Annotated in this window: 12 protein-coding genes; 4 read left to right on the forward strand and 8 right to left on the reverse strand. The window is 71.9% G+C overall.

Annotated features, from left to right (window positions below; translation table 11 throughout):
• Positions 1 to 59 precede the first annotated feature (59 nt).
• The 3 genes from BCL65_RS02320 to BCL65_RS02330 all read right to left on the reverse strand — a co-directional run bounded on the left by BCL65_RS02320 (position 60) and on the right by BCL65_RS02330 (position 2284).
• Positions 60 to 932 carry a hypothetical protein gene (locus BCL65_RS02320; protein ID WP_125206480.1) on the reverse strand — a complete coding sequence of 291 codons (873 nt, stop codon included), beginning with the start codon at positions 930 to 932 and terminating at the stop codon, positions 60 to 62.
• 225 nt (positions 933 to 1157) lie between these two features.
• Complete coding sequence (locus tag BCL65_RS02325) at positions 1158 to 1514, reverse strand: hypothetical protein (protein WP_106264755.1); 357 nt, start codon at positions 1512 to 1514, stop codon at positions 1158 to 1160.
• Between the two features lie 110 nt (positions 1515 to 1624).
• Positions 1625 to 2284 (reverse strand): UdgX family uracil-DNA binding protein, encoded by a 660-nt coding sequence (locus BCL65_RS02330; protein ID WP_106264757.1) that lies wholly within the window; start codon positions 2282 to 2284, stop codon positions 1625 to 1627.
• A gap of 83 nt (positions 2285 to 2367) precedes the next feature.
• On the opposite strand from BCL65_RS02330, the gene def reads away from it, so the two are divergent.
• On the forward strand, positions 2368 to 3054 hold the full coding sequence (gene def / locus BCL65_RS02335; protein WP_106264759.1) for a peptide deformylase: 687 nt from the start codon (positions 2368 to 2370) through the stop codon (positions 3052 to 3054).
• A 7-nt stretch (positions 3055 to 3061) separates the two neighbouring features.
• Here def and BCL65_RS18420 read toward each other — a convergent pair whose 3' ends face one another.
• Together BCL65_RS18420 and BCL65_RS02345 are read right to left on the reverse strand one after the other, a co-directional pair.
• The gene (locus tag BCL65_RS18420; RefSeq protein WP_165799942.1) at positions 3062 to 3865 is read right to left on the reverse strand and encodes a hypothetical protein; all 804 of its coding nucleotides are present in this window, start codon (positions 3863 to 3865) and stop codon (positions 3062 to 3064) included.
• Positions 3866 to 3950: 85 nt separating this feature from the next.
• On the reverse strand, positions 3951 to 4547 hold the full coding sequence (locus tag BCL65_RS02345) for an alpha/beta hydrolase family protein (RefSeq protein ID WP_106264760.1): 597 nt from the start codon (positions 4545 to 4547) through the stop codon (positions 3951 to 3953).
• A gap of 68 nt (positions 4548 to 4615) precedes the next feature.
• On the opposite strand from BCL65_RS02345, the gene BCL65_RS02350 reads away from it, so the two are divergent.
• Together BCL65_RS02350 and BCL65_RS02355 are read left to right on the forward strand one after the other, a co-directional pair.
• Positions 4616 to 5653 (forward strand): glycoside hydrolase family 43 protein, encoded by a 1038-nt coding sequence (locus BCL65_RS02350; protein ID WP_106264762.1) that lies wholly within the window; start codon positions 4616 to 4618, stop codon positions 5651 to 5653.
• Between the two features lie 131 nt (positions 5654 to 5784).
• Positions 5785 to 7164, forward strand: a complete 1380-nt coding sequence (locus BCL65_RS02355) for an oligosaccharide MFS transporter (RefSeq protein ID WP_106264764.1) — start codon at positions 5785 to 5787, stop codon at positions 7162 to 7164.
• Here the strand turns inward: BCL65_RS02355 and BCL65_RS02360 are convergent.
• The gene (locus tag BCL65_RS02360) at positions 7145 to 8068 is read right to left on the reverse strand and encodes a universal stress protein (protein WP_106264766.1); all 924 of its coding nucleotides are present in this window, start codon (positions 8066 to 8068) and stop codon (positions 7145 to 7147) included. The two genes, BCL65_RS02355 and BCL65_RS02360, sit on opposite strands and share 20 nt — an antisense overlap.
• Before the next feature lie 23 nt (positions 8069 to 8091).
• The gene (locus BCL65_RS02365; protein WP_243400797.1) at positions 8092 to 8754 is read right to left on the reverse strand and encodes a hypothetical protein; all 663 of its coding nucleotides are present in this window, start codon (positions 8752 to 8754) and stop codon (positions 8092 to 8094) included.
• A 207-nt stretch (positions 8755 to 8961) separates the two neighbouring features.
• On the opposite strand from BCL65_RS02365, the gene BCL65_RS02370 reads away from it, so the two are divergent.
• Positions 8962 to 11529, forward strand: a complete 2568-nt coding sequence (locus BCL65_RS02370) for an ATP-dependent Clp protease ATP-binding subunit (RefSeq protein WP_106264767.1) — start codon at positions 8962 to 8964, stop codon at positions 11527 to 11529.
• An 81-nt stretch (positions 11530 to 11610) separates the two neighbouring features.
• Here BCL65_RS02370 and BCL65_RS02375 read toward each other — a convergent pair whose 3' ends face one another.
• Entirely contained in the window at positions 11611 to 12282 is a 672-nt protein-coding gene (locus tag BCL65_RS02375; RefSeq protein WP_106264769.1) for an HAD hydrolase-like protein, read from the reverse strand.
• Position 12283 lies beyond the last annotated feature (1 nt).

Below are 12283 nucleotides of genomic sequence, written 5' to 3' on the forward strand. Positions count from 1 at the left end.
CATGCACGTCGCTCGACGCGACCGACGGCGGGCGACCGTAGCGGGTGGGCTGGGACTTGCTAGGAGGGTTCGAGGGAGCGATCTTCCTGGAAAGCAGCCACCATCCGGTGGAACTTCTGCACGTGCCTGCGGATCCGCGCGGCGTCGGTCTCTGAGTTGAGGCACGGCTTGCGTTTGCCGACGAGAAGAACATCGCCGGACTTGCCGGCGGGGTCCCAAGGCTCCTTCAGGTGGCGAAGCGGGTTGAGTGCTCGCGATCCCACCGTTGCGGGCAGTCGCGAACGCAGCCACGCAAACTGCTCGGTCGTGAACAGGTTGGTCGAGATGTTCAGTTCCTCCAGAGCCGTGAGGGCTCCGAGGGGCTGGATCCGGTTGTCATCGATGCGCTTCGGCTTCAGGGTCAGGCTCCGGAGGCCTGTCAGGTCGGCCAAGGGTTCCAGTGTCTCGAAGGTCGACTTCGGCCAGATGGAATCGTCGAGGCAGACATGATCCAGCGCTTGTCCGGCGGGTAGATCGTCCAGCCGGTGGAGTCGTAGGAAGTTGTCGAGGCGCAGGGCTCTCAGGTGCGGCGTGCGCGCCAGGTTCCACAGGTGGGTGGCGCGTTGGTTCCAGAAGAACGAGACCATGCGAAGGTCGGGTAGGTCCTCCAGTGGTGTCAGGTCCTCCAGTCGCGGGCACTTCCAGAACTCGATCGCGGTGAACCTGCCTCCATAGGTGGTGACAAGGTGCTCAAGATCCCGCTGCCCCAGGCCGCTGATGCGAAGTGTGGTGGCTTCAGTGTTCCGGTCGATCGCCGAGAACTGGCTCCGGTCGCACTTCCCGCCGTTGATCTCGGACTGGATGAGGTCGATGAGCCACGGCGGCCGGACGTGACCGGCATCCCGGAATTCGCGGATGTCCGCCGGGCCTGGATGCATCACCGCTCCGTTCATCTCGTTGAGCAGAGGCCATGCTCAAGCACCGTTGCTGAGGTCTGAGGCCGACGAACGCACCGCGATCGTCCGACCAATGCTGGCGGCAAGCATAGAGCGGCCCCGAGGAGTGCCACCAGTTCGGATCTGAGAGGCGGCTCAGCGCGCGGAAGGCCCGGAACCTTGACGGTTCCGGGCCTTCGTCGTCCCTCGGCGTGTACCGCCCGCCGACGACGTCGCCGGCACTCAGCCGCGAGGCTGCGAGCTGGTCTGCTGGAAGCGGTCCGGCGGGCTGGGCTCGGCGGCCGTCTGCGGCGAGGCCTTGCTCCCGTGGCGGGTGCCGTCCTGCGACGGCGCCGCGTCCGGGTCGCCGCCCGAGGGCTGGGCGCCCTCGCGGAGCTCGTCCAGACGCTGCTCGAGCACCGTCAGCACGGGCACCCGGCTCCCGTGCGCGCGCTCGTAGGCGAGGATCTTCTCCAGCCCACCGGCGTCGAGCTGCCGGACCCGGTGCGCGAGCGTCCCCACCGGCAGGTGGTCGTAGTCGGGCAGCGGCAGGTCGTCGTGGTCCGGCTCGGTGGTCGGGTTCGTCCGGTCGTCGGTCATCGTGTCCTCCCTCGCGAGCTGTCACGGGGTCGCCGTTCCCGACGACCGTAGGCAGGCTTGCCGTCGGCACGCATCCCCGCGTCCGACGCCGCCCGGCGGGCGCTCGCGCGTCAGCGCACCGCCTCGCTCACGGTGCGCAGGTCGTCGACGAGCTCGCCGAACTTCTGCTCGCGGTCCGTACGGTCCCGCAGGCGCAGCAGGGCCGAGGGATGCGTGGTGACGACGACGTTCTCCACGTCGCGCGCCACCCGCAGCCCGTCGCCGGGGTCGAGGAGCCGGCCGCGCAGCTCGCCGATCCTCACGGGCCGGCCGAGCACCGCGCGCGCGGCGGTCGCACCCGTCGCGACCACCACCCGGGGGCGCACGGCGGAAATCTCCGCCTCCAGCCACGGCAGGCACGCGCGGACGTGCGCGACGTCCGGCTTCTTGTGCAGCCGGCGCGTGCCGCGCTCGGTGAAGCGGAAGTGCTTGACGGCGTTGGTCACGTAGACGGTGCCGGACTCGATGCCGGCGGCCTCCAGCGCCTCGGCGAGCACTCGGCCGGCCGGGCCGACGAACGGCTCGCCCTCGCGGTCCTCGCGGTCGCCGGGCTGCTCGCCGACCAGCACGACGTCGGCGTCGTCCGGCCCGGTCGAGAACACGACCTGGGTGGCGGGGGACCACAGCTCGCAGCCGCGGCACGCGGGGGCCGCCGCGCCGAGCGTGTCGACGTCGGCGTCGTCGGGCACCCATCGGTGGGCGCCGGGGCGGTCGGGCGTGGTGCGGGGCACGGCGTCACCTCCGCCGCCAGGATCACGCGTGCGGCGTGTGCTCGCTCACCGGCGCGTGGGCGGGGCGCCGGTAGGCTCTGGCCATGGCTTGGAGCTTCGGTCGGCGGCGTCCCACCACGTATCTGCTGGGCGAGGCGGTCGACCCGTACCCCGCTCAGGCGCCCGAGGCGCGCCGCGGCCGGGTCCGGCGGATCACGGAGATCGGTGAGCCGGTCCTGCACGCCCCGGCCCGCACCGTCGAGACGTTCTCGACGCCGGAGCTGGCCGCGCTCGTGGACGACATGTTCGCGACCATGGAGGTGGCGCAGGGGGTGGGTCTGGCGGCGCCGCAGGTCGGGGTCGACCTGCGGGTCTTCGTCTACGACCTGACGGACGAGCGCGGCGACCGCCACGTGGGCCACGTGGTGAACCCGTCGCTCGAGATCGACGACACGGCGGAGCTGATCACCGAGGAGGAGGGCTGCCTCTCCGTCCCGGGTGCCTACGTCCCCCTGGCTCGGCGGTCCGGGGCGACGATCCGCGGGGTGGACCAGCACGGCGGACCGGTGCAGCTCGAGGCCACGGGGTTCCTCGCGCGGTGCTTCGTGCACGAGGCCCAGCACCTGGACGGCACGCTCTACTGGGACCACCTGTCGAAGGCGGACCAGCGTGACGCCCTGCGGCAGCGGGACGAGGAACGCCCGGAGGTCCTGGCGACGCGGCGTGAGATCGCGATCGAGCTGGACAAGACGCCGGCCGACTACCCGCCGGAACCGGCCGGCGGGCGCTGAGAAGGGGTCAGTCCCCGCGTCCGCGCAGCCGCCAGACCACGAGGCCACCGGCGGTGAGCCCGGCGGCGGCGAGGCCGAGCCCGGTGATCGCCCACAGCTCGCCGTCGCTCACGTCGGCCTCGGCCGCCTGGTGCTGGTCGTCGATCACGGGCAGCTCACCACCGAAGCTGCGGTCCAGCGCCTCGAACTGCTCGGCGCCCATCGCCCCGGCGGTCGCCGTCGCCGACGGTGCCGGACTCCGCCTCGCGGACGGCGACGGCGACGGCGACGGTGTCGGGGTGGCGCTCGGCGTCGGGTCCGGCGTCGGCGTCGGCGTGGGCACGGCGGTGGGCGACGGCGGCGCCTCGGCCGAGGGTTCCGCCGTCGGGCGCGGGGAGGGGTCGGCGGGGGTGCTGGGAGCTGCCGGCGACGGTGTGGGCTTGCTCGGTGGCGCCGGGCTCTCCGCGGCTGGTTCGGTGCACCGGGGGCTCCCGTAGGACTCGTGCCACTCGCCGACGCCGGGCACCCGGACGTAGGCGACGCAGTAGCCGTCGGGCATCTCGGCCGCCGCGGCCGTGAACGCCACGTAGCCCCGCCGCGCACCGTCGAGCGACTCCGTGAGCCAGGCGTAGTCCCATCCCTCGCGGCTGCGGATCGAGTAGCCGACGCGCTGGTCGTCCTTGTGCTCGAGCTCCTTGCCGTCGAACGCCACGCCGTCGGCGGTCACGTCGAGGTCGCCGTCGGCCGCCGCGGGCAGCGTCGCTGCGAGGGCGAGGCCGGTACCGAGGGCGCCGGCGAGCAGGGCACGGACCGCAAGGCTGGCGACGCGCACGCGTGACCTTCCGACGCTGGGTGCCGGGGTTCCGGCGGGGCGAACCACATCGTAGGGGACGTGCTCGCACGCCTGGAACGCCCGGTCAGAGCGCGGCGACCCAGTCGGCGACGGCGGCCGCGACGGCGTCGTCCTGGTTCCGGACGTCGTGGGCCCCTGGCAGGGTGACGGTGCTGACCGGACCCGGGACGGCGGCGGTGTGGGCGGCCAGCTCGGCGGGGCTGCCGAAGGGGTCCCGGTCGCCGGAGACGAACAGCACGGGGACGTCGAGCTGTCCGAAGTGGTCGACCCGGAGCCTGTCGGGCTTGCCGGGCGGGTGGAGCGGGTAGCTGAGGAGCACCAGCCCGGCGGCAGGGAGTCCGTCGGCCACCGCCATCGAGCACATGCGCCCGCCGTACGAGCGACCGCCGAGCAGGATCCGCTCCGTGCCCACGCCGAGCTCGGCCGCGAGGTCCTCGGCCTCGGCACGCAGGTGCGCGATCGCGACGGGCGGCCGGTCCGGGGCTCGCTTGCCGGCGAGGCGGTACGGGAAGTCGACGCGGCGGACGGCCAGTGCGGGCGACGTCGGGGTCGGCGTGGCCAGCCTGTCCGCGACGGCGCGCAGGGTGTGGTGGTCGCGGTCGGCCCCGGCCCCTGGGGTGAGGAGGAGCCCGGCCGGACGGGAGGGTGACGCGGTCGACATGGACCCCAGTCTCGCGCACGATGTAACGTGTCCGTTCTACATCGTTGTACACACTGAACGAGGACACCATGACGGACCAGGTCGCCACCAACCCGATCGTGCTGCAGCGCGCCGACCCGCACGTGCTGCGCCACGACGGGCAGTACTACTTCACCGGCTCGTACCCGGCGTACGACCGGGTGGTGCTGCGTCGGGCCGCCCGGCTCGAGGACCTCCAGGAGGCGCCCGAGGTCACCATCTGGTCCCGTCACGAGTCCGGCCCGCAGTCGCACCTGATCTGGGCTCCCGAGATCCACCGGGTCGACGGCGCCTGGTACGTCTACTACGCCGCCGCGCCGAACGACCACGGCACCGCGGACGCCCCCGGGGCGCACGAGACCTTCAACCACCGCGTGTTCGTCCTGGAGTGCACGGCGGACGACCCGCTCACCGGCGAGTGGGTCGACCGGGGCCAGGTGGACACCGGGTGGGAGAGCTTCGCGCTGGACGCGACGAGCTTCGTCCACGGCGGGCACCAGTACCTCGTGTGGGCCCAGCAGCACCTCGCGGTGCGCGGCCACTCCAACCTGTACATCGCCCGGATGGCGAACCCGTGGACGCTCGCCACGCCGGCCGTGGAGCTCTCCCGCCCCGAGCACGACTGGGAGGTCAAGGGCTTCTGGGTCAACGAGGGGCCGTCCGTGCTGGTGCGCGGCGGGCGGGTGTTCCTGACGTACTCGGGCGCCGCGACCGGCATCGACTACGCCATGGGTCTGCTGACCGCGGACGAGGGAGCCGACCTCCTCGACCCGGCCTCGTGGACCAAGAGCGCCGAGCCGGTGTTCGTCTCGGACCCGGCGGTGGGTCAGTACGGCCCGGGCCACAACTCGTTCACGGAGTCGCCCGACGGCGAGACCGTGCTCGTCTACCACGCCCGGACGTACACGGAGATCGCCGGCGACCCGCTGTGGGACCCCAACCGCCACGCGCGGGCGCAGGTCCTGCCCTTCGACGCCGACGGCGACCCGGTCTGGGGCACGCCGGTGCCGGACACGCGCCCGGTGCCGACGTCGACCGAGGTGCTCGCGCCGGACGGCGCCCCGAGCATGGCCTTCGTCACACCCTGACGTTCGTGCAGGTGACGGGCTTGTCGACCGGCCAGTAGGTGCCCGAGGCACTATTACATCGTTTACCGTTGCGGGGTACGGGCACACCGCAGGCCGCAGCCGGCCGTGCCAGAACAGCCGGAGGGAAACCGATGTCGGTCCAGCACCAGTCCAGCCAGCCGCAGGCGCCGACGCCGCACGCGCCGACCAGGGGCGCCCGGGCGCGCGACGCCCTGCGCAGGCCGGCCTTCTGGAACATCGGTGGGCTGTTCTTCTTCTACTTCGCCATCTGGCAGCTCGTGATGACCTTCCTCAGCCTCTGGCTGGAGCAGGAGGCCGGGATGACGAGCGGGAACATCGGTCTCGTCTTCTCGGTGATCGCGCTGGTGGCGTTCTGCCTGCAGCCGCCCTACGGCTACATCCAGGACCGCCTCGGGCTGCGCAAGCACCTCTTCGCGTTCGTGGTGGTGTGCGGGGCGCTCATGGGCCCGTTCTTCGCGTTCGTGTTCCTGCCGATCGTCGGCGTCAACCAGGTGCTCGGCGCCGTCGTCGCCGGTGCGTTCCTCGCCCTGGTCCTCAACGCCGGGGTGAGCGTGGTCGAGGCGTTCAACGAGCGCACCTCGCGGGCGAACGGCTTCGAGTACGGCCACGTGCGCCTCTTCGGCTCCCTGGCCGGTGCGACCGCCTCGCTCGTCGGTGGCTTCGTCTGGGCGTCGGACCCCGACAACATCTGGTGGGCCGCCACCTTCTCGGCGATCGTCCTCGGCGCCCTGCTCCTGGTCGTGCGCACCCCGAAGCCTGGCGATCCCGGGTACGCGGCCGTGAGCGCCGACCGCGACACGGCCACCACGGAGAACACCACCGGGAGCACCGCCGGGACCGCCGCCGAGGCGTCCGGCTCGCAGGCGCTCAGGACGCTGCTCAAGGACCGCTCGTTCGTCGGCTTCATGGTGCTGATGTTCGGCACCGCGGCCCTCTACGACGTCTTCGACCAGCAGTTCCCGAACTACTTCGCCGACCATGCCACCGCCGTCGCCGACCCCGAGGTCTTCTTCTCGCGGGTCGTGTTCGTGCAGATCCTGCTCGAGGCGGCGGTCATGGTCGTCATGCCGTTCGTCATCAACCGCATCGGTGCCCGGTGGGGGCTGATCGCCTTCGCCGCGGTGCTCGTGGTGCGCGTGCTCGGCACGGCCTTCATCACGTCCACGGAGATGCTGGTCGTGTGGCGGCTCCTGGCGGCGCTCGAGATGCCGCTCATGCTGGTCTCCGTCATGAAGTACGTGACCCGCATGTTCGACGTGAAGTTCTCCGCCACCGCCTACATGATCGGGTTCAGCATGTCCAAGGCGGCCGGCGTCTTCGTCTTCTCGTGGCTGTTCGGCCTCTCCTACGACGCCATCGGGTACGCGCACTCCTACCTGATCATGGGCGGCGTGGTCATCGCGGTGACGCTCGTCGCCAGCTTCCTCATGCGTGACGACCGTGGCCGCGTGGCGCCCGGCGCCGGGGACCTCACGCCCGCAGGACGGTGACGGGGCAGCCCGCGAAGTCCAGCACCTGACGGCTGGTCGACCCCAGCACCAGCCGGTCGAAGCCGCCCAGCCCGCGCGCGCCGACCACCAGCCGGTCCGCTCCCTGGGAGGCCTCGATGAGCACCTTCGCGGCCTGCCCGTGCACGACCCGGGGGCGGATCCGGTCGGCCGGGACGTCCACCTCGGCAGCCGTGATCGCGGCGTCCAGGCACTGGCGGGCGAAGTCCTCGTAGTCGCTGATCGGCGGGGCCCACCCCCACGAGCCCGGCAACGGCGCGAGCGTCGTGATCTGCCACGCGAACACCGGTTCCAGCAGGGCGCCCGACCGCGCCGCCACCTCGGCCCCGTGCCGCAGCGCGGCGACGGACGGTGCGGACGTGTCCACGCCCACCACCACGCGTGGGGCGGCCGACGGCGGAGCGGCGGCCGCGTCCACCGGTCCGGCTCCTGCGGTGGCCGGGGCGTCCGGGCCGGTGGCGTCGTCGTGCGGCTCGTCCGTCGGCCGGTCGACGTGGCGCACCACCGTGACGGGGACGTGCGCGTTCTCCACGACCGTCGAGGACACCGAACCGAGGATGCGGCGTCCGAGCCGTCCCCGCCGCCGTCGGCCGAGCACGAGCATCTGGGCCTCGGCGCTCGCGGCGAGCAGCGCGTCGGGGATCGGCCCGGGCAGGACGGCGTACTCGGCGTCGAACGGCTCGTGCCGCTCCCGCGCGCGGTCCAGGATGGCGGCCGTCTCGGCGCGCACCTCGTCCAGCACCCCGGTGAGCTCCGCCTCGTCCACGTCCGGGGCGACGCGCAGGACGGTCAGCGGATGTCCGCTCGACGAGGCCTCCATGACCGCCCAGTCGAGTGCCTCGTCCGCCTCGACCGAGCCGTTGACGCCCACGACGATGCCTTCCATACCGCCAGCCTAGGGCGCGCGGGTCAGCGACGCCCGGGCGGGTGCAGCAGCGACCGGATCGGCCGGGTGACCACGTCGACGCGGTCCACCAGGTCGGCCGGTCCCGTGACGACGAGGTCCCGCCCCGGCAGCGAGACGTGCACGGCCGTGACGTCCCGGACGCGGACCCGGGTCGCCGGCCGGGAGGTCCCGTCGACGGTCAGCTCCGCGCTCTCGAGCGGCACGGCGTCCACCTCCGTCACGATCGACCGCATCGCGCTGCGGTAGTCCGCGAAGTCGTCCGCGAAGTCCGAGGTGCCGTGCGGCGTCTGCGTCGTGTCAGGCTCCACGGGAGAGGCGATGTCCGCGTGCAGGGGCGCGACCAGCGCGCCGCTCGCCGCCGCGCGCACCACGTCCTCCACCGCGTCGGCCGCCACCGGCGTCCGCAGCGTCTCCACCTCGAAGGACTCCCGCGCGAAGGTGCGGTACGACCGGACGAACCGGTCCGACGTCGGGTCGGTCTCGTCGTCGTACCCCGTGAGGGCCTCGTCCTCCAGGTCGAGGCCCCAGATCAACGGGTCCACGACCTCGCCGACCACTCCCGAGAACCGCGCCAGGCGCGCGTCCACCGGATCGGGCGGCCCCGGTCGCCCGCTCCGCGGCCGACCGGCCCGGCCCTGCCCCGCCTCGCGTCCGACGTCGTCCATGGTGGCCCTCCCCGTGTGCGGCGACCTGTTCTGCCCACCATTGCTCCGCGAGCGGTGTCTCGGCAACGGGGCGCGCCGTCACGCCCCTGGCGAACAAGGGCATCTGGAGGGGGGTGGGCGTGTTGGGAGCGAATAGAGTCGTAGCGGTCAGGCTGTCGCCGTCGATCCGACGGGGCCAGGAAAACGCCGCTCGTGAGGGAGCAGCACATGTTCGAGAGATTTACGGACCGAGCCCGTCGGGTGGTCGTCCTCGCGCAGGAAGAAGCGAGGATGCTCAACCACAACTACATCGGCACGGAGCACATCCTGCTCGGCCTCATCCACGAGGGTGAGGGCGTCGCCGCCAAGGCGCTGGAGTCGCTGGGCATCTCGCTCGACGGCGTGCGCGCGCAGGTCACCGAGATCATCGGTGAGGGCCAGCAGGCCCCGAGCGGGCACATCCCGTTCACCCCGCGTGCCAAGAAGGTGCTGGAGCTGTCGCTGCGCGAGGCGCTGCAGCTCGGCCACAACTACATCGGCACGGAGCACATCCTGCTCGGCCTCATCCGCGAGGGTGAGGGCGTGGCGGCGCAGGTGCTCACCAAGATGGGTGCCGACCTGAACAAGGTGCGTCAGCAGGTCATCCAGCTGTTGAGCGGCTACCAGGGCAAGGAGCCGGTCGCCGCCGGCGGCCCGCAGGAGGGGCAGCCCTCCGGGTCCGCGGTGCTGGACCAGTTCGGCCGCAACCTGACGCAGGCAGCGCGCGAGGGCAAGCTGGACCCGGTCATCGGGCGGAAGCCCGAGGTCGAGCGGGTCATGCAGGTGCTGTCGCGCCGCACCAAGAACAACCCGGTCCTCATCGGCGAGCCCGGCGTCGGCAAGACGGCCGTCGTCGAGGGGCTGGCGCAGGACATCGTGCGCGGCGACGTGCCCGAGACGCTCAAGGACAAGCAGCTCTACACGCTGGACCTGGGCGCCCTGGTGGCCGGCTCGCGCTATCGCGGTGACTTCGAGGAGCGCCTGAAGAAGGTGCTCAAGGAGATCCGCACGCGGGGCGACATCATCCTGTTCATCGACGAGATCCACACCCTGGTGGGTGCCGGCGCCGCCGAGGGCGCGATCGACGCCGCCAGCATCCTCAAGCCGATGCTGGCCCGTGGTGAGCTCCAGACCATCGGTGCCACGACGCTCGACGAGTACCGCAAGCACGTCGAGAAGGACCCGGCGCTGGAGCGTCGCTTCCAGCCCATCCAGGTCAACGAGCCGTCGATGGAGCACGCGATCGAGATCCTCAAGGGTCTGCGCGACCGCTACGAGGCGCACCACCGGGTGTCCATCACGGACGCCGCGCTCGTCTCGGCCGCCCAGCTCGCCGACCGGTACATCAACGACCGGTACCTGCCCGACAAGGCGATCGACCTCATCGACGAGGCGGGCGCGCGCCTGCGCATCCGCCGGATGACGGCCCCGCCGGAGCTCAAGGAGCTCGACGAGCAGATCGCGGAGGCCCGTCGCGACAAGGAGTCCGCGATCGACGACCAGGACTTCGAGAAGGCCGCCGGCCTGCGTGACACCGAGAAGCAGCTCACGCAGCAGCGCGCCGACAAGGAGAAGGCCTGGAAGTCGGGCGACCTGGACACCGTCGCGGAGGTCGACGAGGAGCTCGTCGCCGAGGTGCTGGCGATGTCGACCGGCATCCCGGTCGTCAAGCTCACCGAGGAGGAGTCGAGCAAGCTCCTGCACATGGAGGACGAGCTGCACAAGCGGGTCGTCGGCCAGGACGTCGCCATCAAGGCGCTGTCCCAGGCGATCCGCCGCACGCGTGCGGGTCTCAAGGACCCGAAGCGTCCCGGTGGCTCGTTCATCTTCGCCGGGCCCACCGGCGTCGGGAAGACCGAGCTCGCCAAGGCGCTCGCCGAGTTCCTGTTCGGCGACGACGACGCGCTCATCCAGCTCGACATGTCGGAGTTCTCGGAGAAGCACACGGTCTCGCGGCTGTTCGGCTCGCCCCCCGGGTACGTCGGCTACGACGAGGGTGGTCAGCTCACCGAGAAGGTGCGCCGCCGTCCGTTCTCCGTGGTCCTGTTCGACGAGGTGGAGAAGGCCCACGCGGACATCTTCAACTCGCTGCTGCAGGTGCTCGAGGACGGTCGCCTCACCGACTCCCAGGGTCGTGTGGTCGACTTCAAGAACACCGTCATCATCATGACGACCAACCTCGGTACGCGGGACATCGCCAAGGGCGTCCAGACCGGCTTCAACGCCGGCGGCGACCTGGTGACGGACTACCAGCGGATGCGGGCGAAGGTCAACGAGGAGCTCAAGCAGCACTTCCGGCCCGAGTTCCTCAACCGTGTCGACGACACGATCGTGTTCCCGCAGCTGTCCGAGCAGGAGATCATCGAGATCGTCGACCTCGAGGTCGCCAAGCTCGACAAGCGTCTGCGCGACAAGGACATGGGCATCGAGCTCACCCCGGCGGCCAAGAAGCTGCTGGCGGAGAAGGGCTACGACCCGGTCCTCGGTGCGCGGCCGCTCAAGCGGGCGATCCAGCGGGAGATCGAGGACGCGCTGTCCGAGAAGATCCTGTTCGGCGAGCTCAAGTCCGGCGAGATGGTCCTCGTCGACGGCGAGGGCGAGGGCATCCTCGGGGAGTTCACGTTCCGCGGGGTGCCGAAGTCCGAGCACGACCGCGGGCCCGTCTCCGTGGGCGCCGCCGCGGCGCTCGACGCACCCACCGGCGTCTCCGTGTCCGACCTGCCGCCCACCGGGCAGATGCAGGCCGGCGCCGAGTAGCCCGGAGCGGGCTTCCCGCCGACTGACGACGCAAGGCCCCGGACCCTCCTCACAGGGTCCGGGGCCTTCGTCGTGCCCGGCTCAGCGCAGCCGGGCCAGGACCTGCGCGGCGAGGTCGGCGACGTCGTCGACGGTCCCGACGACGCCCGCGCGCTCGAGCTCGCCCGGAGCGGCGTAGCCCCAGCTCACGCCCAGGCAGCCGATGCCGTGCTCCGCCGCACCGTGGACGTCGTGCTCGCGGTCGCCGACCATCAGCACCGGGCCGTCCTCGGGCGCGGCCGGGGACTGCCGCCCGAGCGCGGCGAGCGCCTTGGCGATCACGTCGGCCTTGGTCGAGGTCGCCTCGTCCAGCGGAGCGCCGAACACGTCGTCCACCAGCGCGGAGAGGCCGAACCGCTCGCAGATCGGCCGTGCGAACACCTCGGGCTTGCTCGTGGCCACGGCGAGGACGCAGCCGGCCGCGCGCAGCTCGCGCAGGGCCGCCGGGACGCCGTCGAACACCGAGTTGTTGAACATGCCGCCGGCCGTGAAGGCCGCACGGTAGGCGACGAGCGCCTCGCCGACCCGTTCGCGGGGCACGCCGTGGGTGGGGAAGGAGTCCGTGATCGGCGGGCCGACGAACGAGCGCAGCGTGGCGGCGTCGGGCACCGGCAGGCCGAGCGTGCGGTAGGCGTGCGCCGCCGACGCCGTGATGCCCGGCGCAGAGTCCATGAGCGTGCCGTCGAGGTCCAGCAGGACGAGGGGTGTGGTCACG

This window comes from Isoptericola halotolerans (assembly GCF_003003075.1).
Taxonomy (GTDB): Bacteria; Actinomycetota; Actinomycetes; order Actinomycetales; family Cellulomonadaceae; genus Isoptericola; species Isoptericola halotolerans_A.

What these genes read in the sequence shown, in the direction of transcription:
- BCL65_RS02350 (WP_106264762.1), top strand. Translation starts at nt 4,616, where the DNA reads ATGACGGACCAGGTCGCCACCAACCCGATCGTGCTGCAGCGCGCCGAC.
- BCL65_RS02320 (WP_125206480.1), bottom strand. Translation starts at nt 932, where the DNA reads ATGAACGGAGCGGTGATGCATCCAGGCCCGGCGGACATCCGCGAATTC.
- BCL65_RS02355 (WP_106264764.1), top strand. Translation starts at nt 5,785, where the DNA reads ATGTCGGTCCAGCACCAGTCCAGCCAGCCGCAGGCGCCGACGCCGCAC.
- def (WP_106264759.1), top strand. Translation starts at nt 2,368, where the DNA reads ATGGCTTGGAGCTTCGGTCGGCGGCGTCCCACCACGTATCTGCTGGGC.
- BCL65_RS02365 (WP_243400797.1), bottom strand. Translation starts at nt 8,754, where the DNA reads ATGGACGACGTCGGACGCGAGGCGGGGCAGGGCCGGGCCGGTCGGCCG.
- BCL65_RS02370 (WP_106264767.1), top strand. Translation starts at nt 8,962, where the DNA reads ATGTTCGAGAGATTTACGGACCGAGCCCGTCGGGTGGTCGTCCTCGCG.
- BCL65_RS02360 (WP_106264766.1), bottom strand. Translation starts at nt 8,068, where the DNA reads ATGGAAGGCATCGTCGTGGGCGTCAACGGCTCGGTCGAGGCGGACGAG.
- BCL65_RS02345 (WP_106264760.1), bottom strand. Translation starts at nt 4,547, where the DNA reads ATGTCGACCGCGTCACCCTCCCGTCCGGCCGGGCTCCTCCTCACCCCA.
- BCL65_RS02325 (WP_106264755.1), bottom strand. Translation starts at nt 1,514, where the DNA reads ATGACCGACGACCGGACGAACCCGACCACCGAGCCGGACCACGACGAC.